The 20,566-nt window shown below is 62.6% G+C and carries 23 protein-coding genes; 14 read left to right on the top strand and 9 right to left on the bottom strand.

What is annotated here, in order from left to right:
- The first annotated feature begins 36 nt into the window (after positions 1 to 36).
- From WBN73_RS15590 to WBN73_RS15555, 8 genes are all read left to right on the top strand, one after another.
- Positions 37 to 339 carry an urease subunit gamma gene (locus tag WBN73_RS15590; RefSeq protein ID WP_089593256.1) on the top strand — a complete coding sequence of 101 codons (303 nt, stop codon included), beginning with the start codon at positions 37 to 39 and terminating at the stop codon, positions 337 to 339.
- Positions 340 to 348: 9 nt separating this feature from the next.
- Complete coding sequence (locus WBN73_RS15585) at positions 349 to 702, top strand: urease subunit beta (RefSeq protein WP_337340684.1); 354 nt, start codon at positions 349 to 351, stop codon at positions 700 to 702.
- The gene (ureC, locus tag WBN73_RS15580; protein WP_207595839.1) at positions 699 to 2,429 is read left to right on the top strand and encodes an urease subunit alpha; all 1,731 of its coding nucleotides are present in this window, start codon (positions 699 to 701) and stop codon (positions 2,427 to 2,429) included. Before WBN73_RS15585 ends, ureC begins: the two co-directional genes overlap by 4 nt.
- Before the next feature lie 17 nt (positions 2,430 to 2,446).
- Positions 2,447 to 2,920 carry an urease accessory protein UreE gene (gene ureE / locus WBN73_RS15575; RefSeq protein WP_337340685.1) on the top strand — a complete coding sequence of 158 codons (474 nt, stop codon included), beginning with the start codon at positions 2,447 to 2,449 and terminating at the stop codon, positions 2,918 to 2,920.
- 141 nt (positions 2,921 to 3,061) lie between these two features.
- Entirely contained in the window at positions 3,062 to 3,733 is a 672-nt protein-coding gene (locus WBN73_RS15570; RefSeq protein ID WP_337340686.1) for an urease accessory protein UreF, read from the top strand.
- A gap of 21 nt (positions 3,734 to 3,754) precedes the next feature.
- On the top strand, positions 3,755 to 4,372 hold the full coding sequence (gene ureG / locus WBN73_RS15565) for an urease accessory protein UreG (protein ID WP_337340687.1): 618 nt from the start codon (positions 3,755 to 3,757) through the stop codon (positions 4,370 to 4,372).
- A 188-nt stretch (positions 4,373 to 4,560) separates the two neighbouring features.
- Positions 4,561 to 5,463, top strand: coding sequence for an urease accessory protein UreD (locus WBN73_RS15560; protein ID WP_443193266.1), 903 nt, complete (start codon positions 4,561 to 4,563; stop codon positions 5,461 to 5,463).
- On the top strand, positions 5,463 to 6,518 hold the full coding sequence (locus tag WBN73_RS15555) for a HoxN/HupN/NixA family nickel/cobalt transporter (protein ID WP_337340688.1): 1,056 nt from the start codon (positions 5,463 to 5,465) through the stop codon (positions 6,516 to 6,518). The genes WBN73_RS15560 and WBN73_RS15555 overlap by 1 nt, the downstream gene beginning before the upstream one ends.
- Here WBN73_RS15555 and WBN73_RS15550 read toward each other — a convergent pair.
- Complete coding sequence (locus tag WBN73_RS15550; protein ID WP_337340689.1) at positions 6,496 to 7,473, bottom strand: serine hydrolase domain-containing protein; 978 nt, start codon at positions 7,471 to 7,473, stop codon at positions 6,496 to 6,498. The genes WBN73_RS15555 and WBN73_RS15550 overlap by 23 nt on opposite strands.
- Positions 7,474 to 7,621: 148 nt before the next feature.
- On the opposite strand from WBN73_RS15550, the gene WBN73_RS15545 reads away from it, so the two are divergent.
- Complete coding sequence (locus tag WBN73_RS15545; RefSeq protein WP_337340690.1) at positions 7,622 to 8,131, top strand: RNA polymerase sigma factor; 510 nt, start codon at positions 7,622 to 7,624, stop codon at positions 8,129 to 8,131.
- 5 nt (positions 8,132 to 8,136) lie between these two features.
- A complete protein-coding gene (locus WBN73_RS15540) occupies positions 8,137 to 9,171 on the top strand; it encodes a hypothetical protein (protein ID WP_337340691.1) in 1,035 nt (344 codons plus the stop codon).
- A gap of 66 nt (positions 9,172 to 9,237) precedes the next feature.
- Here the strand turns inward: WBN73_RS15540 and WBN73_RS15535 are convergent, their stop codons facing one another.
- Positions 9,238 to 11,982: an alpha-amylase family glycosyl hydrolase gene (locus WBN73_RS15535; RefSeq protein ID WP_337340692.1), complete on the bottom strand. Its 2,745-nt coding sequence runs from the start codon at positions 11,980 to 11,982 to the stop codon at positions 9,238 to 9,240.
- Positions 11,983 to 12,337: 355 nt separating this feature from the next.
- On the opposite strand from WBN73_RS15535, the gene WBN73_RS15530 reads away from it, so the two are divergent.
- A complete protein-coding gene (locus WBN73_RS15530; RefSeq protein ID WP_207595847.1) occupies positions 12,338 to 12,535 on the top strand; it encodes a hypothetical protein in 198 nt (65 codons plus the stop codon).
- On the top strand, positions 12,532 to 12,801 hold the full coding sequence (locus WBN73_RS15525; RefSeq protein WP_337340693.1) for a hypothetical protein: 270 nt from the start codon (positions 12,532 to 12,534) through the stop codon (positions 12,799 to 12,801). Before WBN73_RS15530 ends, WBN73_RS15525 begins: the two co-directional genes overlap by 4 nt.
- Positions 12,802 to 12,837: 36 nt before the next feature.
- Here the strand turns inward: WBN73_RS15525 and WBN73_RS15520 are convergent, their stop codons facing one another.
- Genes WBN73_RS15520 through WBN73_RS15500 form a run of 5 tightly spaced genes read right to left on the bottom strand, consistent with a single transcriptional unit; the run spans position 12,838 to position 17,655 of the window.
- Positions 12,838 to 13,887 carry a lactonase family protein gene (locus WBN73_RS15520; protein ID WP_337340694.1) on the bottom strand — a complete coding sequence of 350 codons (1,050 nt, stop codon included), beginning with the start codon at positions 13,885 to 13,887 and terminating at the stop codon, positions 12,838 to 12,840.
- A 2-nt stretch (positions 13,888 to 13,889) separates the two neighbouring features.
- A complete protein-coding gene (locus WBN73_RS15515) occupies positions 13,890 to 14,720 on the bottom strand; it encodes an aldo/keto reductase (protein ID WP_337340695.1) in 831 nt (276 codons plus the stop codon).
- Positions 14,721 to 14,750: 30 nt separating this feature from the next.
- Positions 14,751 to 15,830 carry an NAD-dependent epimerase/dehydratase family protein gene (locus WBN73_RS15510; protein WP_337340696.1) on the bottom strand — a complete coding sequence of 360 codons (1,080 nt, stop codon included), beginning with the start codon at positions 15,828 to 15,830 and terminating at the stop codon, positions 14,751 to 14,753.
- Complete coding sequence (locus WBN73_RS15505; RefSeq protein WP_337340697.1) at positions 15,827 to 16,798, bottom strand: aldo/keto reductase; 972 nt, start codon at positions 16,796 to 16,798, stop codon at positions 15,827 to 15,829. Before WBN73_RS15505 ends, WBN73_RS15510 begins: the two co-directional genes overlap by 4 nt.
- Before the next feature lie 35 nt (positions 16,799 to 16,833).
- On the bottom strand, positions 16,834 to 17,655 hold the full coding sequence (locus WBN73_RS15500) for an aldo/keto reductase (protein WP_337340698.1): 822 nt from the start codon (positions 17,653 to 17,655) through the stop codon (positions 16,834 to 16,836).
- A 216-nt stretch (positions 17,656 to 17,871) separates the two neighbouring features.
- Here WBN73_RS15500 and WBN73_RS15495 point away from each other — a divergent pair, with 216 nt between their 5' ends.
- Complete coding sequence (locus tag WBN73_RS15495; protein WP_337340699.1) at positions 17,872 to 18,756, top strand: helix-turn-helix domain-containing protein; 885 nt, start codon at positions 17,872 to 17,874, stop codon at positions 18,754 to 18,756.
- 59 nt (positions 18,757 to 18,815) lie between these two features.
- Here the strand turns inward: WBN73_RS15495 and WBN73_RS15490 are convergent, their stop codons facing one another.
- Together WBN73_RS15490 and WBN73_RS15485 are read right to left on the bottom strand one after the other, a co-directional pair.
- On the bottom strand, positions 18,816 to 19,025 hold the full coding sequence (locus tag WBN73_RS15490) for a dodecin (protein WP_011773002.1): 210 nt from the start codon (positions 19,023 to 19,025) through the stop codon (positions 18,816 to 18,818).
- Between the two features lie 108 nt (positions 19,026 to 19,133).
- Positions 19,134 to 19,940: an SDR family oxidoreductase gene (locus tag WBN73_RS15485; RefSeq protein WP_337340700.1), complete on the bottom strand. Its 807-nt coding sequence runs from the start codon at positions 19,938 to 19,940 to the stop codon at positions 19,134 to 19,136.
- A gap of 160 nt (positions 19,941 to 20,100) precedes the next feature.
- Between WBN73_RS15485 and WBN73_RS15480 the strand changes: the two genes are divergently transcribed.
- The gene (locus tag WBN73_RS15480) at positions 20,101 to 20,532 is read left to right on the top strand and encodes a universal stress protein (RefSeq protein ID WP_024819067.1); all 432 of its coding nucleotides are present in this window, start codon (positions 20,101 to 20,103) and stop codon (positions 20,530 to 20,532) included.
- Positions 20,533 to 20,566: the final 34 nt, after the last annotated feature.

Raw genomic sequence — 20,566 nt, 5'->3', positions numbered from 1 at the left:
AACTGTCACGGTCGTGCCCACGTACAAGGAGATTCGATGCATCTTTTGCCCCGCGAGCAGGAGAAACTCATGATCGTGGTGGCTGCCGACCTGGCGCGCCGCCGCCAAGCGCGGGGGCTGAAATTGAACTACCCCGAGGCTGTGGCAATCATCAGCTACGAACTCATCGAAGGTGCCCGTGACGGCAGGACCGTTGCTGATCTCATGAGCTATGGAACCACCCTGCTCCGCCGCGAAGACGTGATGGAAGGCGTGCCGGAGATGATCCACGACGTCCAGATCGAAGCCACCTTCCCTGACGGCACCAAGCTCGTCACAGTCCACCACCCCATCCGCTAGGAGCCCCCCATGATTCCCGGTGAATACAGACTCCAGCCCGGTTCCATCGCGTGCAACAGTGGCCGTGAGGCAATCGCTGTCGAGGTGGTGAACCGCGGCGACCGCCCCGTCCAGATCGGTTCGCACTACCACTTTGCCGAGACGAACGGCGCCCTGGAGTTCGACCGCGACGTTGCCTACGGCCGCCGCCTGGATATCCCGGCCGGAACGGCTGCCCGCTTCGAACCCGGTGATCGGAAAACCATCCAGTTGATCGAGATTGCCGGGGCGCGTGAGGTTTATGGGCTCAGTAACGCTGTGAACGGAACGCTCGACGGCGGCCCCCGCTTGAGTGCGTCGGATCCAGAAGGAGTCGCCAAGTGAGCTTCGAGATTTCCCGCAAGCAATACTCCGAGCTGTACGGCCCGACGACGGGCGACGCCATCCGCCTGGCCGACACCGAACTGTTCCTGGAGATCGAGAAGGACTACACGGTTTACGGCGAGGAAGTAGTGTTCGGCGGCGGAAAAGTGATCCGCGACGGCATGGGCCAGAACGGCCAGTTGACCCGCTCGGAGGACATCCCTGACACCGTGATCACCAATGTGATCGTGCTGGACTACACCGGTATCTACAAGGCGGACGTTGCCCTCAAGGACGGGCACATCTTCAAAATCGGCAAAGCCGGCAACCCGCAGATTGCCGACGGCGTGGACATCGTGATCGGGGCCAGCACGGAGATCATCGCCGGCGAGCGGAAGATCCTCACCGCCGGCGGCATCGACACCCACATCCACTTCATCTCCCCCGAACAGGTTCCGGCAGCCCTGTGCAACGGCATCACCACCATGGTGGGCGGCGGCACAGGACCGGCTGAAGGCACCAAAGCCACCACCATCACGCCCGGCGCCTGGCACATCTCGCGAATGCTGCAGGCCGCCGAGGGACTCCCCGTTAACATCGGCCTGTTCGGGAAGGGCCACGCATCCGCCGTCGAGCCACTCGCCGAGCAGATCCGCGCCGGTGCGGTCGGGCTTAAAGTGCACGAGGACTGGGGCTCAACCACCTCGTCCATCGACATGTCCCTGCGCGTTGCCGACGAATACGACGTCCAAGTGGCCATCCACACCGACACCCTCAACGAGTGCGGCTTCGTGGAAGACACCATCCGGGCAATCGACGGCCGCGTGATCCACACCTTCCACACCGAAGGAGCCGGCGGTGGGCACGCCCCGGACATCATTAAGATCGCCGGACTTCCCAACGTGCTCCCGGCCTCCACCAACCCCACGCTGCCGTACACGCGAAACACCATCGAAGAGCACCTGGACATGCTCATGGTCTGCCACCACCTCAACCCGGACATCCCGGAAGACGTGGCTTTTGCAGACTCCCGTATCCGGGCCGAAACCATCGCCGCTGAGGATGTCCTGCACGACCTCGGCATCTTCGCGATCACGTCGTCGGACTCCCAGGCGATGGGACGCGTTGGCGAAGTGGTCACTCGGACGTGGCAGGTAGCGGACGCCATGAAGCGGCAGCGCGGCGTGCTGAAGGACCCGTCCGGGACAGCTCACGGTTCTGCCGACGCGGACAATTTCCGACTCAAGCGCTACGTCGCCAAATACACCATCAACGCGGCCATCGCGCAGGGAATGGCAGATGTGATCGGCTCCGTGGAAGAAGGCAAATTCGCGGACCTCGTCCTCTGGGACCCCGCCTTCTTTGGCGTGAAACCCGAGCTCGTCATCAAAGGGGGCCAGATCGCCTACGCACTCATGGGCGACGCCAACGCCTCCATCCCCACGCCCCAACCCCGCACCATGCGGCCCATGTTCGCAACGTACGGCAAGGCATTGCAGCAGACGTCCATCACCTTCCTGTCCAAAGCAGCGATCGACGCCGGGGTCCCCGCCGAACTCGGCCTTGAACGCATCATCAAACCCGTCACCGGCATCCGCAACCTCACCAAAGCGGATCTCAAATACAACGGCGAAACCCCGGACATCGCCGTCGACCCCGAAACCTACAAAGTGAGCGTCGACGGCGTCGAAGTCACCTCCCAGCCCTCCGACGTGCTGCCCATGGCGCAGCGCTACTTCCTCTTCTAAGCCGTTTAGGAAACCACATGATCATCGAAAAAATCCTGGGCAACCTCCACGAACAGCCCAACGCCTACGCCGGGCATCACAAAGAAAAGGTAGTCCTCCCCAGCGCACTGCTGGTTAAACGCATCCAACGCGTCACCACCGACCACGGCAAAGAACTCGGCATCCGCCTCCCCACCGGAACCGGCGACCTCCGCGACGGCGACATCCTCGCCATCAGCGACGCCAACCTCATCGTCATCTCCGTACTGCCCACCGACGTCCTGGTGATCGCGCCCCGAAGCATCCACGAAATGGGGGTGGTGGCGCACTCGCTCGGCAACCGGCATCTGCAGGCACAATTCTTCGACTCTGCGTCTGAGTACGGGGCCGAGGTCATGGTTTGTCAGTATGACCACACGGTCGAAGACTTTCTGAAGAGCGTCGGCGTCCCCTACGACAGGCAAGAGCGGGTCATGCCGGTGCCGTTCCGCCATGCTGAGCACTCGCACTAAAGCTGTGCGCCGGGTCAGGTTGGGTGCGCACGCTTGCGCTCCGCTGGGAAGGGGGCCGTGCCCGCTTCGCGATGCCCGCCACGCCGCGGCCCCCTTCCCAGCTCCGCTCAAGCGCGCCGTCCACACCTCGGGCGACGGGCTGTGAGTGCTACCTATCAGCTGGCTCTTCAACAGTTGACTGACTCGGCTTTGCCTACGGGGGCATTTGCTCATTCTTTGGGGTTTGAGAGCTACATCCACCGTGGGCTCGTGGGCGATGAGGGGTCTTTTGGGGGTTGGTTGAGCGCTTTTGTGGGGCAGCAGTTGGTCTATTCAGATGGGTTGGCTCTGCGCTTCCTTTATGAGGGCGTGGACGTGGGCCTGTTGGATTCTGTTCTTTCCGGGCAGTTGTTGGCTCGGGAGGTGAGGGAGGCGTCTTTGAAGATGGGGGGACGGCTGTTGGAGATCGGTGGGGAGGTGTTCCCGTCGGAGGAGTTGGAAGCGTATCGGGAGTTGGTTCGTGGGGGTGGGGCCGGGGGGCATCAGCCCTTGGCTTTTGGTGTCATCGCGCGGTCATTGGGTGTTCCTTTTGAGGCGGCGCTTTCCGCCTACTTGTTCGCCACGGTGACTTCGCTGACGCAGAATGCCGTGCGCGCCATACCGCTCGGACAGAACGCGGGGCAGCGGGTGCTCCGCCACGCGCACGACGCCGTTGCTGCCGCCGTCAAGGATGTAGCACAGCTGTGCTGGGACGACTTTGGGGCCGTCAGCCCCGGACTTGAAATTTCACAAATGCGGCACGAACGGCAACGCGCCCGCATGTTCATGAGCTAGCTAGTGCAAAGGACAGAAAACATGAAAGAACCCATCAAAATCGGTGTCGGCGGACCCGTCGGAGCAGGCAAAACCCAGCTCGTGGAACGCATCACCCGGCACATGAGCGGCGACATCTCCATGGCTGCCATCACCAACGACATCTACACCATCGAAGACGCCAAAATCCTCGCCGCCAACGGCATCCTTCCCGAGGACCGCATCATCGGCGTCGAAACCGGCGGCTGCCCCCACACTGCCATCCGTGAAGACACCTCCATGAACACCGCAGCCATCGAAGAACTTAAGGCCCGGCACCCCGACCTGCAGGTCATCTTTGTCGAATCCGGCGGCGACAACCTCTCTGCCACCTTCAGCCCCGAACTCGTCGACTTCTCCATCTACATCATCGACGTCGCCCAAGGCGAAAAAATCCCCCGCAAAGCCGGGCAAGGCATGATCAAGTCCGACCTCTTCATCATCAACAAAACGGACCTGGCACCCCATGTCGGAGCCGACCTGGCCATCATGGAGAGGGATTCCAAGGAATTCCGGGGCAACAAGCCGTTCTGCTTCACCAATCTCAAGACCGATGAAGGGCTGGAGGAGGTCCTCAACTGGATTCGCCGCGACGTCCTGATGCTTGATCTGGCATCGTGATCGGCGGGGCTGCGGCGGCTACGCCGGATTTTGGGCCGCGCCCGTCCCCAGCCGCTCCCAACTCTCGCAAGCTCGAGTCGGGTCCCTCGCGGCAGTGGGCCCCCCACGATGCCCACCACGCCGCGGCCCAAAAATCCGGCTCCGCCGCCGCAGCGGTCGGCTCACGTCGCGGCAGCGAGCAGCGGACGTTGCAGGCCGCACCGAGCCCTGCGGGAAAGCTGGGGCCGCACGCTGGGTTGGCTTTCCCGGAGCGCCCCGTGCGGGGGCGGTTGGAGTTGGGCATCAGTGTGCGGGGTGGGCGGTCCGTTGCTTCGCGGCAGTTTCATGAGGGCGCTTTGAGGGTGCTTAGGCCGCATTATCTCGATAGGTCCGGGCAGGTTTGTTATGTCATGGTCAATCCTGGCGGGGCGTACCTGGGGGCCGATCTGTTTGTTGTTGAAGTGGAGGTTGATGCGGGGGCGGAGCTATTGCTGACCACGCAGTCTGCCACGAAGATTTATCGGACTCCGGGGTCGTTTGCTGAGCAACGGATGACTGTCCGGCTGGGGGAAAGCTCGCGGTTGGAGCTGATGCCCGATCAGTTGATTGCGTACCGGGAGGCAAGCTATCGGCAGAATTCGCACCTCAGTCTCCACTCGACGTCGAGCCTTGTCATGGCAGAGGTCATCACGCCGGGGTGGTCGCCCGACGGCGCATCCTTCAGATACGAAGAGGTCCGACTGCGGAATGAGATCTGGATCGAAGACGAAAACGGGTCGAAGCTGTTGGCCCTCGATAACCTGCTGATCAGGCCACCGTTGGGGGACGTGACGGGGATGGGGTTCATGGAGGGCTTCAGCCATCTGGGGTCGTTGGTGGTGGTGGACCCGCGGGTTGATCAGGGGCTTGCTGATGACCTGGACCGCCTATCCTGTGATTTTGCGGCGTACACGGGCGTTTCCTTGACGGCGACTATTGCCGGGACTACTGGGCTTGTGCTGCGATCGTTGTCCAACAGCACTGAGGAACTCAACACATTGCTGGGTGTTTGCTCCGGCGTCCTGCGGGAACGTTGGTACGGGCAGGGACCCTTGAACCTGAGGAAGTATTAATGACTGCGCTGACCGAGTTCGCCACCATGTACCGGGAGCGGGAGACGTTGTCCCTGCGGACCAGACTGCTGTTCACGTTTGGTGCCGTCGCCGCGTTGCACGTTGCCGCCGTCGTGCTGTTGCTAGCGGGTACGGCAGGAGGTGCGCAGCCGCTGGCGCTGGGACTGGTGGTCACCGCGTATGTGGCCGGCATCAAGCACAGCTACGACTGGGACCACATCGCCGCGATCGACAACTCCACGCGCAAATTCGTGGCGCAGCACAAGGATCCAGTGAGCGTGGGGTTTGCGTTCAGCCTGGGCCACAGCTCTGTGGTGATCCTGGCGGGCTTGCTGGTGGTGGCCGGTGCGACACTGATCGGGCAGTTCATGCAGGACGGCACTACGGGTAACAAAGTGCTGGGCCTGATCGGCAGCGGCGTTTCCGGGCTGTTCCTGTTGGCGATGGGTCTGTTCAACGGTTCCGCATTCGTCCGCGCAACGCAGGTTTACCGGAACGTTCAGGCCGGCGGCGAGGTGCGGTCCGACGACCTTGAGGCCAAGGGTTTTGTGGCCCGCTTCCTCGCCAAGCCCCTGTCCAAGGTCGAGCGGCCACGGAACATCTATGTCATCGGTTTCCTGTTCGGGCTCGGGTTCGACACCGCCACAACCATCGGGCTGCTGGTGATCACCACGACGGCGTCGCTCGCCGGGGTTTCGCCGCTCGCCTTAATGGCGCTCCCGCTCGCGTTCACCGCCGCTATGACCCTGTGCGATTCAGTCAATGGCGTGGCCATGATGAAGATGTACAAGTCGGCCATCCACAACCCGCAGCGCAAGCTCGGCTTCAACGCCGTGATCACTGGCATCTCGGCCGTCTCGGCATTGTTCATCGCCGTGATCACGCTCGGAGGATTCATCAACGCCGCCTTCGAGTTGGAGGACCCGTTGACAACCTGGCTTGGTGAGGTAGACCTTGGCGACGCAGGCCTGATCCTGGTGGGCCTGTTCGTGCTGGTGTGGGCCGTGTCCTCAACTGCGCGACCTACTTGGGTCAGGAAGCTGCCACCGCGTTGAACAGCTCGGTAGTGTCCACGCCGAGGTCCGGAGTGTCCAGGACGTTGGTCAGGAACACCACGCAGCGGTCCTGTTCGGGGAGCATCCACCATTCTGTTCCCGCCCAGCCGGGGTGGCCATAGATTCCCTGCGCCAGCAGCTCAGACTGGTTGGCGGGCAGCTGGAACCCAAGTCCGGTATGGCGCAGGGGCTTTGGCCGGGTGGTGATGTGGGAAACCTCGGTGGTGCGGGGTCGACGCATGGCAGCAAGGGTTGCCGGTTGCACAGCCGTACCGGAATCCCTCAGCAATTCCGAGCCCAGGTTGAGCAGGTCCGTGGCTGTGCCGAACAGTCCAGCACCGGGATGCTTTTTCCGATACATTCCCTCCACGTCAAGACCTGGTCCCTCGGTGCCGTGGACCGTGTGCGGATTGCAGGTGGTGTCGAAGGTGAGGCCTTGAGCTCCTGTGTCCGCTGCCAAGGTCAGGAGCTGTTCCTCGAACGGGCGCCCGTCAGCCCACTCTGCCATCGCGGCGGCCCCTTCGAAAGCGATGTTGCAGTACTGGACCAGTGAACCCGCATAGAAGGCCTGCTCCGCGGAGGTGAGGTCCTCACGAAGGGGAGTGCCGCCGTCGAGCGCCGGGTCCGCAATACCGGAACGGTGGCTGAGTAGCTGCTCCAAGGTCACCGTGTCCGTGCGCCGGGTACCGAATCCGGGCACGGCCGCGTCAAGGGTGGAGCCCAGCGACAACTTGCCCTGCTCCACCTGGCGCATCACGGTCAAGGCGCTGATGGGTTTGGAAACAGAGAACAGTGCAAAGTGGTCGTCGGCCGCGGCCTGCCTGCCGCCATCGGTACCGAACGCCACAACGTCCTCGATGCCGTGGCTGGATGCGATCCCCAGCACGGCAACCGGCACTCGGCCAAGGTCTACCTGCTTGCGGGCCCAGTCTGCGGAGGGTCCTGTGTCCACCATGGTTGTTCCACGCTCTCGTTGGGGGTCTGTGAGTCGAATCTATCGCGGGTGGCTGAAGAAACTTGCCAGCGCCTGTAACCGTGGCGGCCCGGCCGGAAACTATACAAGTATCCTGCAGTTCAGGGCTCTATATCAGGGGGAAACAATCGTGCTTTCCGAGCGCGAATTGGCGTTCATCGCCATTCACAAAGACAGCTACCCATCCGTCTTCAAATTCGTCTGCCGACGTGTTGAATCCGCCGAGGCCGCGGAAGAGATCGCAGCAGACGTGTTCCGCGTCGTCTGGCAAAAGTGGACCGACGACTCACGCCCCGAGCTCCCGTATTTATTGACGGTTGCGCGGAACCTGGTGGGGAACGCGTACAGGAGCCGTGACCGGCGGCTGGCACTCCAGGAAAAGCTGCGGACGACGGCGGTGGAGCGGTTTGGCGATGAGTCCGGAAACGTCGCGGTACAGGATGCCATGATGCGGCTGCGTGAACAGGACCGGGACATCCTGCAGCTGGCCTACTGGGACGGCTTGAGCGCCGCAGAAATAGCAGGGGTGCTGCAGTGCAGTGAATCTGCGGCCAAAGTCCGCCTCCACCGGGCCCGAACGGCGTTCCGGAAACAGATGCCTGCAGGGGCCGAAACCACCACACACAAGATGGGGGTCTGAAGACGATGGATCCGATCAAGAACCAGATTTCAGCGATTGACCCGCTCACTGTTGATCCAGTTGCCGAGCCCAACGGAGAAGAAGCGCTGCACAGGATACTCTCGGGCTCAACGGTGTTCAGCGACGGCCACCCGGTGGCGGCTGTGGCGTCCCTGGAACAGCGCAGGCGACGTAAGGCACAAATTGCGGGCGGGCTGTTGCTCGCAGCTGCGGCCGTCACGGCGGGAGTGCTGGTAGCCGCGAACCTAGGCTCCGTGAACACCGCGCCGGCGCCTGCCGTCACGGTCACGACGACAGAAGCGAGCCCGTCACCGAGCGCATCGGCGTCAGCAACGCCGACACCCACGGCCACGCCCTCGGCGACGCCCACGGCGGCTGCACCGGTAACCACCCCGCCCGCTTCTCCGCCGGCTCCAACCGTTCCCGTGGTGGCACCTACACCCGTTTCCACCACGACATTGCCGCACGCTTCCCTTTCGCAGACCTTTACCTTCCCCGACGGGCACCTCTCCTTCACGCTTCCGGTTGGTTGGAGCGCATATACAGAGCAGGGGCCGTATCTTTCCGAGGAAACGAAGGCTGCATCCCAAGGGGCCACCATCCTGGACAGTGCAGGCACCAAGGTAGCAATGGTGGCCAGCGGGTTCTACGGAGACGGCACTGCGGGCGAGGTAACCCGGACTGTCTATGACCGGGCTGCCGTCCCAGGGCTTAGGGATATTGCCGGCAATCCTGTGGAGTTTGGTTTCGCGGCCAACCAGTCCAGGTACGTTCCGTACGGAGCGCCGGAGGGCAGCGCCAAAGTCCTGGGGGATATGAACTATTTCATGGACGTTCGCCTGGCCTCGGAGCTCCAGGCCGGGGAGACGGACTCGGGAACCAACCTGATCAGGATGCCCAACGGATTCATGAACGCCTACGTGCTGTTCGACTTCGACAAGCAGCCAACCTTCGCAACCCCTGAAGCTGCCAAGGCCTATATGGCCACCAAGCAGTACGCCCAGCTGAAGTCCATGCTCCTCAGCCTGAGCTACAAGTAACCCATCTGAGTAACAGCAAACGTCGCTCTGACAGTCCAGAGCGACGTTTGCTGTTACCTAGTTGGGCTAGCGGGTGGTGACCAGGTGGCTGGCGGGGTCGTACCGGAAGGTGACCGGTCCGCCGTCGTGCTTCACCGCGATGTTGCTGCCGTTCGGGGCTCCGCCGAGGCCATAATTCTCAGCCCAGGAGTTGTTGATGGCGGCCTTGAACTCGTAGCTCCCGGCGGCGAGGTTGGGCACGGAGAGCTTCCAGAGCCCATCAACGGTGTCCAGGGACAGCTGGGCCTGGACGCAATCCGGCATCCAATCGCCGGCGCAACCGAGCTCGGAATTCAGGCTTCCCGGCACCGACACGGCGGCGGGTTGCTGGCCGGCAACCGCTGCGCTGATCACGTTGGTTGCGTGGTCGTACAGAAAAGTGACGGCTCCGCCTGAATGCTGGAAGACCACGTTGGCACCGTCCAACTCTCCGCCGGCACCGTAATTTTCGTCCCAGGTGCCATTGAGCGCGGCCTTGAATTCATAGCTTCCGGCCGGGAGGTTGGGGACGTTGAGGTTCCACAGCCGATGCGTCGGCTCATAGGTCATCAATGCCTGCTCACAGGACGGCTGCCAGTCCTCGGCGCAGCCCAGTTCGGTGTTGAGGCTGCCGGCCACGGTAACGGACTCGGGCTGGGTCGGTTCACCCACCACACCGCTGCGCGGCTCACTGGCCGATGTCTGCCCCCGGTTGTCCAGCACCACGGCGCGGTACTCCACCGACGTTCCCGCCTCCAGCGAGGACACGTCATGGAACACCTGGTACGGCGCGTTGTCGTCCGTGCCGATCGCTTGCCAATCGCCGCCAGCCGTACGCGACTGGAAGGTGACCTCATAGAATGAGCTGCCGTCGACGTCGGCCGTCACCTTCACACGGGACGCATCACCGGCCGCGGTGACAGGCTTCTTAAGCACGACGCCGGGAGCCGCCTTGGACTTCGCGAGTCGCCCCGCTGCTTCGTACACCACGGCGGAAAGCGGCGGCACGGTGACGTTCAGCTTTGCCTGCGGATCGGTTTTCACGTCCGCTTCGGCGTCACCGTAGACCAGCTTGAACGGTTGCTTGGCTTCATACGTGGGAATTGCGGCTGTTTGGGCAGTCTCACTGTTGTTCACTGCCACGACGTATTCGCGCTGGTCCTTGGCGTCGATACGTGAGAAGGCGTAGATCCCGGCACCATCGGCGGCGTAACGGTTTTGCTGGGCCCCGGTGCGGAGCGTGGGGTGCTCAGCGGTGAGCCCGGCGAGTTCGCTGATCTTCCGGTACAGCGGGTGGCCGGTGTCAAAGTTGTCCGTGGCGTGGGTGGAGTTGGTGCCCAAGAGGTCGTCATCCAGGTACTCCTGGACCTTGCTCGCGAACAGTGTCTGCCGTGAATCCTGATCCCCGCCTGCGCCCGTGAAGCCTTGTTCGTCTCCGTAGTAGATCACTGGGTTGCCGCGCGAGAAGTACATCAGCTCGTGGGCGAGCTCGTCGCGTTCCAGCAGTTCGGCGTCGGACGCTCCTGCGTTGTCCTGGGCGATGAAGGTGCCGATGCGGCCCATGTCGTGATTTCCCAGGAACGTGGGCAGTTGGTAGACGTTGGAGTCGGCGTCCGTGTACCAGTCGTCCCCGTTGAAGAAGTCGGCCAGTCCGGTGGCTTTGCTGCCTTGGGATGCGAAGCTGCGGGCCGCGCCTTGGAAGCCGAAGTCCAGCACGGCCTGCATCTTGTTCCTGGTGGTGAACGTGGAGGTGATGCTCTTTGAGGTGTCGAAGACCTCCCCGAACATGAAGAACTCGTCTTTGCCCTGTTCCTTGGCATAGCTCAGAACTTGGGGTCCGAACTGCTGCCAGAATTCGTCGTTGACGTGTTTCATGGTGTCGATGCGGAATCCGTCGATGCCGAAGTCGCGGATCCAGGTTTTGTAAACGTCCATCATCCCGTTGACCACCGTGGGGTTTTCGGTGAAGAGGTCATCCAGTCCGAAGAAGTCGCCGTACAGGGAGTCCTCACCGGCAAAGTTGGTGTTGCCGCGGTTGTGATAGAGCGTGGGGTCGTTCAGCCAGGACGGAACCTTGACGTCCTTCTCGGCGGCCGGCACCACGGGCGTGTACGGGAACGACGTCGCCGGGTCCAAGGCCGGGAAGTCCTGCGTTCCGGCGTAATCGCGGTCGTCGAAAACCTCGCCCGCAGCTGTCCGGTAGGGCTCGGTTTCCTTGGAGATATAGGGCGCGGACTGCGTCTCCTGGTACTGGATGACATCCGCCGTGTGGTTGGTAATGATGTCGAAGTACACCTTCATGCCCCGCGCGTGGGCGGCATCAATGAGGGTCTTCAACTCGGCATTGGTGCCTAAGTGGGGGTCGATCTGCGTGAAGTCCGTGACCCAGTAACCGTGGTATCCGGCGGAACTGTTCGCCAGGGTTCCGTCACCCTGGACTGCTTTGTTCTTAAAGCTCGGCGTGAGCCAGAGGGCGTTGGTTCCCAACCCTTGGATGTAGTCCAGCTGGTCTTGGAGACCCTTCAGGTCCCCGCCGTTGAAGAACCCCTTGCGGGTGGGGTCATAGCCGGACACCATCGGATCGGCACCGAGCCCGCCGTCGTCGTTGGCCTTGGTGCCGTTGTTGAAGCGGTCCGCCATGACGAAGTAGAAATTCTGATCGCTGACTCCTCCCCGGATGGAGTGCTGGGCTGCGGGATCCGGTGTCTTGGTGACCGGAGCGGCGCCCGCGGGGAGGACAGCTGTGGCAGTGAGGGCCGCCGTCGTCAGGACGACGGCGGCGAGGCGGCCCAAGGGGCGGCGTTGTTGGGGGAGGTCGGGTCTATGGCTGCGAGCTAACAAGTGATGAAACCTTCCGCTAAGCGACAGTGCTGTGGGACACGTCACAACTGTAAGCGCTTGCTTACCCTTAATCCAGAGAATTTCAGAGTTACGGGATGTGAAGAAAAGTGGGTTGCGCCAATTTATGGAAGCGTTTGCAGCCGATATAGCTTGATCTCCGCTGAATCGGCACTGTGCACCTGCATTAGCGTCGGCTGGAATGCTATGCATTTGGCCATAACAGAGCACGTGTGACTTGCATAGGGTTGAAGAGATCTGCTTCACACTACGCAGTGCCCCGATCTATCCCCAAGGATGAGTTTCAACGATGAAGAGCATCGCCCTCCTGCGCGAACGAGCCACCCGCACCATGCCTACCGGTTCCCATTGCCCGGCGTCGGGCCTGTGGAGCCCGGACTCCGATCCGGACGCCGTCCAGGTGTTCCCCGAGGGCCACGTGCTTCCTGCCCACAACGGAGTGGCGACTGTCTGGCGGCGCCGCACTGCTGCTGAAGTGTCAGCGTGACCAGCTCCATCCTGAACCGGCCCGCAGGCTACCGGCACGTTCCTGCCGCGGAGTGGTCCGAGCTTAGTTCCGGCGATCCTGTGTGGATTTACGACGTCGCATGGGGCGCCGGTACGGGCCGCGTTGACGATGTCTCCAAGCACCAGGAACTGCTCTGGGTGGTGCTTGAGCCGACGGGCCGCAAGCTGCTCTGCGGCACGGACGACGTCCAGGTCTGGTCCCGTCTAGAAAGACTCGCCGAGGTGGCATTTAATACCAATGTCTGAGCGGATCATACGTATTGGGTGCCACCTCGGCGGTAGTTAGACGGCGGCTATCAGCATGCTGGGTGAGCCGGTCTCCACGCGGCTGACGGGGCCGTCCGGCAAACCGGTGGCTGGGTCCAGCCTGAAACTCACGACGTCATCCGAGCCTTCGTTGGCGACGTACAGCCAGCCTTCGCGGACCAAGTGATGGCGGGGCCAGTCGCCGCCACAGGGAACGTCGGCGAGGGGCTCAAGTTCTTTGCCGTCGTGGGTTACCTTCAGGACGCAGATACGGTTGGATCCCCGAACACCCACATACGCGAACCGGCCATCCGGTGACAGCGCGATCTCTGCCCCGGAGTCGCCGTCGAATGGCTTGTTGATGCTGGCCGGAACAACTCCGGTGAGCTCGTACGTGCCGTCCGGTTCCATCCTGACAATGGCCACCTCCACCGAATACTCGGTGTCCACGAACACGGATCCACTGTGATGCCGTGCCATATGCCGCGGCCCCGAGCCCTTGGGCAGCACCACCTCGTGGTCGGGCTGCAGGCCTTCGCCAGGAGCGTACGTCCACACGCGGACCAGGTCATGCCCAAGATCGGTGGTCATCACCCGGCCGTCGGGGAGCATCAGGCTCGAATGCGCGCGACTGGGACGTCCGCCGGCACTGGCTGCCGCGAAGTGTGGATCGACGGCGGCTGCCGCGCTGGTGCGCGAGGTGATGGCGCCGTCGTGGTCCAGTTCGTAAAGGATGACCTGGCCATCGCCCCAACAGGTGGCCACTATGAAACGGCCGTGGGGATCCACCGCAACGTGGCAGGTGGCGTCTCCGGCCGGCCACGGCTCACCGAAAGCTTCCAGCTCTGCCGCGCCCGTCCGGCGGTAGGCCCGGACCGTTCTACCTTCCTCGGCGACTGCGTAAACCAGCGGAAGCGTGGGGTGCAGCGCAAGGAACGACGGCGAATTGGCGGCGACCGCCAGGCCAGTGAACGTTAGGTGCCCGTGGTCGTCTGCCGAGAGCACGGAGATGCCCTTGCCGTTGCCGCTCCGGTCTGCCGTGTAGGACCCTGCCCAGATCAGCGTTTCAGTGCTTTTCGGTTCCATTCTTAGTGCCCCTGTACGTCCGAGTCGACGCCTGCGTCAGGTCCGGCGTCGAGGGTTTGCAGTTTGGAAAGGTCCTCCTGGTCCAGTTCGAAATCGAACACGTCCAGGTTCTCCTGCATGCGTTCCGGATTGGCGGTCTTGGGAATGGCAACCAGCCCTTGCTGGACATGCCAGCGCAGCACCACCTGGCCCGGAGTCTTCGCGTACTTTCCACCAATGGCGGCCAGCACCGGGGCGTTGAGCAGATCGCTGCTGGCGCCCAACGGGCTGTAGGACTCGGTGATGATGCCATGCCGATCGTTGTAGGCCCGGGCGGCCAGACGGGGAATGGAAGGGCTGACCTGGATCTGGTTCACCGCCGGTACCACCTCCGTTTCCCGGAACAACTGGTCAAGGTGCGCCGGCTTGAAGTTGGAGACGCCGATGGAACGGACTTTGCCGGAGGCCTGCAGTTCCTCGAAGGTCTTCCACGTGGAGACGAACTCCCCACGACGGGGGAGCGGCCAGTGGATCAGGAGCAGGTCGACATACTCCAGGCCGAGGCGCTCCAACGATCCCTCAAGCCCGTCGAGGGCCTTGCCGGAGCCTTGGAATTCGCCATCCAGCTTGGTGGTGATGAACAGTTCTTCACGACCCACTCCGCAGGCGCGGATGCCGTTGCCCACACCCGTCTCGTTCCCGTACTTCTTTGCCGTGTCCACATGCCGGTAGCCATGTGACACCGCCTCCACTACGGCGTCGGCAACCTGGGCATCATTCAAAGGCCACGTGCCGAGTCCCAGCTGCGGGATCTTGAAACCGTCGTTCAGTTCGATCAGTGGGGCAAGTGCCATGGGCTGGGTCTCCTCTGGGTTTCTCTGTTTCTACGCTGGCCGCTGGCTGCTTGGCAACAGTGATCGTCGTGACCAGTCATGGAGCCGGTCGCTCAACTCCATGAAATCTTCCTTCACAACCTGCAGCTCCGGGTGGGCATCGTGCCACTCCACGATCTCCCGGGCGCCGTCCGCGAACGGAATAGTGGCCCGGTAATCAGGAACCAGCGCCTTGATCTTCGAATTATCGAAGACCACCGAGTGCGAGCGGTCGCCCAGCAAGTTGGGGCCCAGCTCCGGGCTTTGGGCGGCGATGGTTTCTGAGGAAACGTGGAATAGTTCGGGTTCCACGACGCCGGCTGCCCTTGCGAAAAGACGATAGACCTGGTTCCACGGCAGGAACTCGTCCGAGGTAATGGTGTAGCTCTCGCCAATGGCCTGCGGCCTGCCCAGCAGCCCGACGAAGGCCTTGGCGAAATCCCTGCTGTGGGTCAAAGTCCAGAGCGAGGTTCCATCTCCGTGAACCAGGATGGGCATCCCCGCGCGCATGCGGTGAATGTCGGTCCACCCGCCCACCATGGCGATCTTGGTGCGGTCGTAGGTGTGGGATGGCCGCACCACCGTCACCGGAAAGTCCTGCTCGCGGTAGGCCTCGAACAGCAGTTCCTCACAGGCGATTTTGTCCCGGGAGTACTGCCAGAACGGGTTCTTCAGCGGGGTGGATTCCCGGATAGGCAGTGTTGTTGGCGGTTTTTGGTACGCCGAAGCAGAACTGATGAACACGTACTGACCCGTCCGCCCACGGAACAATTCGATCCCGGCCAGCGCCTGGTCCGGGGTGAAGGAGATGAAGTCCGCAACGGCGTCGAACTCTCTTCTCCCCAGTACTTCCTGCACAGCGAGCGGGTCGCGGATGTCCGCATGGAGGACCTCCGCACCGTCGGGAACCGGTCGCCCGGCTGACCGTCCCCTGTTGAGGATGGTCAGCCGGTGGCCCAGTGCGACGGCGCGTTCAGCCGCCGCCGCACTGATGACGCCGGTTCCGCCGATGAACAGGATGTTCCGCGGCGAAACGGTGTCCGCCGCCGCTCCGAGGACGTCGGGGAAGCGGTGGGCGCGGAGGCTGCTCACCAGGCGTAGTCTTCGGGGGCAGGGCGATGGCCCGGGAAGATGTCATCCAGCCGCTTAAGGGCGTCTTCGTTCAGCGTGACGTCCAGCGCCCGAATGGCTGCATCCAGTTGTTCCTGCGTGCGTGGACCCACGATCGGTGCTGTGACGGCCGGTTGGTGAAGCAGCCAAGCCAAGGCTACGTCGCCGGGCGCGTGGCCCAGCTCGTCCGCGAAATCCTCGTACTGGCGGATCTGGTCCTCGTGCTGCTTGAGGGTTTCCAAGGCCCGGCCCTCAGCGCGGCGAACTCCCTGCTCCTCCTTCTTGAGAACGCCACCCAGCAGCCCGCCCTGCAGCGGCGACCACGGAATCAGGCCCAGGCCGTACTGTTGGGCCGCCGGAATGACCTCAAGCTCCAGCTCGCGCCGGAAGAGGTTGTAAATGGACTGCTCGCTGACCAAGCCGGTGTAGTTCCGCCTCCTGGCCGCTTCCTGCGCCTGGGCAATGTGCCAACCCGCAAAGTTGCTGCTGCCCGAGTAGATGATCTTGCCCTGCTGAACGGCGACGTCAATGGCCTGCCAGATCTCGTCCCAGGGAGTATCGCGGTCAATGTGGTGGAACTGGTAGATATCGATGTAGTCCGTCTGCAAACGCTTCAGGCTCGCGTCCAGGGCCCGCCGGATGTTCAGTGCCGACAACTTGGACTCGTTGGGCCGGTCCGTCATGGTGCCGTACAGCTTGGTGGCCAGAACGGTCCGTTCGCGGCGCTCGCCGCCCTTCGCGAACCAGCGGCCAATGATTTCCTCGGTCCAGCCGCGGTGCCCGGCTCCGCCGTATACGTTGGCGGTGTCAAAGAAGTTGATGCCGGAATTCAGTGCGGAGTCCATGATCGAGTGGGCCGTTGCTTCGTCGGTCTGGGGACCGAAGTTCATGGTGCCCAGGCAGAGGCGGGAGACTTTCAGGCCGGAGCGGCCAAGGTGGGTGTACTGCATGGTTGGTGAGGTCCTTTGCTTTGTACAGTCAGGGCTTAGAGCTGGGTGAAAGCTGCGACGGCGGGATCGGAGCCGATGCGTGCGCCCGCCTCCAGTGCCGTAATGGCTGCCAGCTCGGATTCAGTGAGGGAGAGGTCGGCTGCTCCGAAGTTCTCCCGCATTCTGGTGGAGTCCGCTGACTTGGGGATGACGATGGTTCCCTGCGCCAGGTGCCAGGCCAGGATTACCTGTGCAGGAGTAGTGCCGTGTGCTGCTGCGACGAGGGCCACCTGCTCGGCGTTCAGGTCCTTGCCCTGGCCCAGCGGGCTGTAGGCCTCAACGGCAATGACCAGGTCGCGGCACTTGTTGGCCAGTTCGCCCTGCTGGAACGTCGGGTGGACTTCGATCTGGTTCACGGCCGGAACCACTTCTGCTTCCTTGAGCAGTGTGTCCACGTGGTCGGAGAGGAAGTTGGAGATGCCGATGGCCCGGATCTGCTTGTCTTGGTACAGCTTTTCCATGTCCTTCCACGCCTGCGTGAAGAGGCCCTGCGATGGGACTGGCCAGTGGATCAAGTAGAGATCGATGACTTCCAGGCCCAGGGCATCGCGGCTTCGCTGGAAGGCGTCATAAGCCTCGCCCTGCTCCCCATTGCGAAGCTTGGTGGTGATGAAAAGTTCTTCCCGGGGGATTCCCGATGCAGCGACAGCGGCACCAACGCCGGCTTCGTTGCGGTAGGCGGCTGCTGTGTCGATGTGACGGTAGCCGGCGTCCAGGGCATCTTCCACGACCTTCTGGGTTTCGTCCGCAGGTACTTGGAAGACACCAAATCCGAGCTGGGGGATGGTGACGCCGTTATTCAATGTCAGCTCTGGCATGACGGTCTCCTTCGACGGATGGTTATGGCGGTGACGCTCCGGCATTCTGGTTCCGTAATTTCCCGGGTTCCAGAAAGCGTTTTCGGAGGCTCTGTACTGAGCCTATGCAGTTTTGCCGGCAGAGTCAGCAGTCCAACCTGATCCTGTTTTTCCTAGGTCTGTCAGTCCTACCCACAATGGTGGTGTTTCACACGTCCGCAACGGCAGAATGGACGGATGGGTCAAAGCGCCGAGTTCGGTAAATTCCTCAAAGTCATGCGTGCCCGCCTCTCACCCGACGACGCCGGGGCGCAGGAGTCCGGCGGTGCCCGACGGGTGCCCGGACTCCGCCGCGAGGAGGTTGCACGCCTTTCCGGTGTGAGCACTGACTACTACACACGCCTGGAACAGGGCCGGAACATCCACCCCTCCAAGGCGGTCCTCGATTCCGTGGCCCGCGCACTCCGCCTGGACGCGGGGGAGCAGGCACACATGATGGACCTGCTGGAGCACTGTGCCAGCTCTGCAGGAAGTCCCGGCCCCGTGCAAAAGGTGCGGCCGGCCCTTCGGCAGCTGCTGGACGCCGTCGGAGATGTTCCCGCCCTGGTGCTGGGCAGGCGCGCGGATGTGCTGGCCGGAAACCGGCTGGCCCACCTGCTGTTCGCCGATTTCGCGGCTTTGCCTGCAGCCGAGCGGAACCTGACGCGCTGGATCATCCTGGATCCAGCGGCCGGAGCGTTGTTCAGGGATTGGAAGACCGTGGCCGCTGAGGCTGTCGGGGCGCTGCGCATGGACGTGGGCCGGCACCCCAACGATCCCCAAACCAACCATTTGGTGGGCGAACTTGCTGTCCACAGCGAGCATTTCCGTCAGTGGTGGGCCGGCCACAGGGTTGCCACGCGCTCCGCGGGAACGGTCCGGTTGCACCACCCGGTTGTAGGCGACCTGGAACTGAACTTTGAAACCCTGAGTCTCCCGGACGACCCCGACCAGCTCCTGCGGGTCTATTCGGCGAAGGCAGGTTCGCCGTCGTCGGACGCTCTGACGCTCTTGAACTTTGGCGACATGGGCACCCAAGCTGAAGTCTCGACACCCGAACCCGCCCGCCGAGAAGGCAGTTAATGACAATCCGGAGCTCCGGAACTGTCATCAACTGCCATCTCGTGTGGGTAGAGGGGGAGTCAGCGCTCCAGGCGGAAACCGAGCTTGATGGTGACCTGCCAGTCGGCCACTGCGCCGTCCTCGAGGTGGCCGCGGATTTCCTTGACCTCAAACCAGTCCAGGTTCCGCAGCGTCTGGGAGGCTGTTGCGATGCCGTTTTTGATCGCGTCGTCAACGCCTTCGGTGGAAGTTCCTACAATTTCGGAAACGCTATATGTGTGGCCAGCCATGGTGCTCCTCATCAACGTCTTACGAATCTCTGGAAAATCCGACCCGCCAGGCAGGCCGTCCAAGCAGACTAGCCCACGGATCTCCGTGCGGCCAGAGCCTGCGCTGGCTTAGCTTTCGCGCCAATCATTGCTGGTGATGTGCGAACCGGCCTGCGGTCCCATCTGCAGCATTCCGCCGTCCACGGGCCAGGACGCTCCATTGACGTAGCTCGACGCCGGGGATGCGAGGAAGGCGATGACGGCGGCGATTTCACGTGCGTCACCGGGGCGTCCCAACGGAACCCCGGGCCTTTCCTTCTGCGTGGGATCCTCGTCTTCCTGGCCGGTCATGGGCGTCGCAATCTCGCCCGGTGCCACGTTGTTGGCGGTGATTCCGTACTCGGCGAGTTCCAAGGCCATGGTTTTGATGAGGCCGCCCAATCCGTGTTTGGAAGCATCGTAGGCGGAGGCCCCTACCCGCGGCTGGAATTCGTGCACGCTGGTGACGGCGATGATGCGCCCGCCGTGGCCTGCCCTCACCATGCGCTTGGCCGCTGTTTGCATGGCTACGAACGCACCGTTGAGGTTGGTGTCCAAGGTGGACATCCAGGTTTGGTAGTCGAGGTCCAGGAACTTGGTGCCGTCGCCGGTTCCGGAGTTGTTGACGAAGACGTCCACGCCACCGAGTTCCTCAGCGAGTTTGTCGATTGCGTCCACCGTGCCTTGGACGTCTGTGGTGTCGAGTTGATGGACTACGGCTTTACGGCCGAGGCCACGGACTTCTTCCGCGGTTTCCTCGGCGCCCTTCTGGTCCGTGTGCCAGGTGATGCCTACGTCCATGCCCGCCTTGGCCAGAGCCACCGCCGTGGCCCGTCCGATGCCTGAATCCGACCCCGTGACAATGGCTGTCTGCGGGGAAAATGATGCGTCGCTCATGGTCCTGCCTTTCGCTCGGGTGATCATTTCGATAGATGTACCCCTACCCAGTGATACTGGGCATAAACACTCCCGGCGCAAAGGGTCATCCCGGCAGATGATGATGGAGTGTAGATTTTCTTGCAGCAGCACCCAGTGATCCCCACAACCAGGAGTCCTCATGTCAGAAGTTATTGTGGTCGGCGTCGACAACAGTGAGACCGCCAAGCGCGCAGCAGTGGCAGCAGCGAAGTTCGCCACCGCTCTCGGCGCCGAACTGCACGTGATCAGCGGCTTCTCCGATGACCGCATCGAAGAATTCGGCAGCGGCAGCGACCGCATCACCGTCTCCTCCGCCGACTCAGCGGAATACGTTGCCCGCAAGGTCTCCGAAGAACTGGACGTTCCTGCCGGAAACATCAAGTACTTCGCGGCGCGCGGTACTCCGGCCAACGCCCTCATCAATTACGCCGAAACCAACAACGCCTCGCTGATCGTGGTCGGCAACAAGCGCATGAAGGGCCTGGGCCGCGTCCTGGGCAGCATCGCCAACAGCGTTGCCCACGGTGCGCCGTGCGACGTGTACATCGTCAACACGGACGTCGACGCGTAACCACCCAAGTAAGTAACAGCAAACGTCGCTATGA

Source organism: Paenarthrobacter sp. CCNWLY172 (assembly GCF_037402035.1).
Taxonomy (GTDB): Bacteria; Actinomycetota; Actinomycetes; order Actinomycetales; family Micrococcaceae; genus Arthrobacter.
The sequence above is the reverse complement of the archived record's forward strand: the minus strand, read 5'-3'. Positions and strand labels throughout refer to the sequence as shown.

Bases quoted from the DNA above. Each gene is read 5' to 3' on its own strand.
- WBN73_RS15515 (WP_337340695.1), bottom strand. From the start codon at position 14,720: ATGGCACTTGCCCCACTGATCGAACTGAACGACGGTTTCAAGATCCCG.
- WBN73_RS15540 (WP_337340691.1), top strand. From the start codon at position 8,137: ATGGATCCGATCAAGAACCAGATTTCAGCGATTGACCCGCTCACTGTT.
- WBN73_RS15505 (WP_337340697.1), bottom strand. From the start codon at position 16,798: ATGCAGTACACCCACCTTGGCCGCTCCGGCCTGAAAGTCTCCCGCCTC.
- WBN73_RS15500 (WP_337340698.1), bottom strand. From the start codon at position 17,655: ATGCCAGAGCTGACATTGAATAACGGCGTCACCATCCCCCAGCTCGGA.
- WBN73_RS15590 (WP_089593256.1), top strand. From the start codon at position 37: ATGCATCTTTTGCCCCGCGAGCAGGAGAAACTCATGATCGTGGTGGCT.
- WBN73_RS15485 (WP_337340700.1), bottom strand. From the start codon at position 19,940: ATGAGCGACGCATCATTTTCCCCGCAGACAGCCATTGTCACGGGGTCG.
- WBN73_RS15530 (WP_207595847.1), top strand. From the start codon at position 12,338: ATGAAGAGCATCGCCCTCCTGCGCGAACGAGCCACCCGCACCATGCCT.
- WBN73_RS15550 (WP_337340689.1), bottom strand. From the start codon at position 7,473: ATGGTGGACACAGGACCCTCCGCAGACTGGGCCCGCAAGCAGGTAGAC.
- ureE (WP_337340685.1), top strand. From the start codon at position 2,447: ATGATCATCGAAAAAATCCTGGGCAACCTCCACGAACAGCCCAACGCC.
- WBN73_RS15495 (WP_337340699.1), top strand. From the start codon at position 17,872: ATGGGTCAAAGCGCCGAGTTCGGTAAATTCCTCAAAGTCATGCGTGCC.
- WBN73_RS15480 (WP_024819067.1), top strand. From the start codon at position 20,101: ATGTCAGAAGTTATTGTGGTCGGCGTCGACAACAGTGAGACCGCCAAG.
- WBN73_RS15555 (WP_337340688.1), top strand. From the start codon at position 5,463: ATGACTGCGCTGACCGAGTTCGCCACCATGTACCGGGAGCGGGAGACG.
- WBN73_RS15490 (WP_011773002.1), bottom strand. From the start codon at position 19,025: ATGGCTGGCCACACATATAGCGTTTCCGAAATTGTAGGAACTTCCACC.
- WBN73_RS15585 (WP_337340684.1), top strand. From the start codon at position 349: ATGATTCCCGGTGAATACAGACTCCAGCCCGGTTCCATCGCGTGCAAC.
- ureG (WP_337340687.1), top strand. From the start codon at position 3,755: ATGAAAGAACCCATCAAAATCGGTGTCGGCGGACCCGTCGGAGCAGGC.
- WBN73_RS15520 (WP_337340694.1), bottom strand. From the start codon at position 13,887: ATGGAACCGAAAAGCACTGAAACGCTGATCTGGGCAGGGTCCTACACG.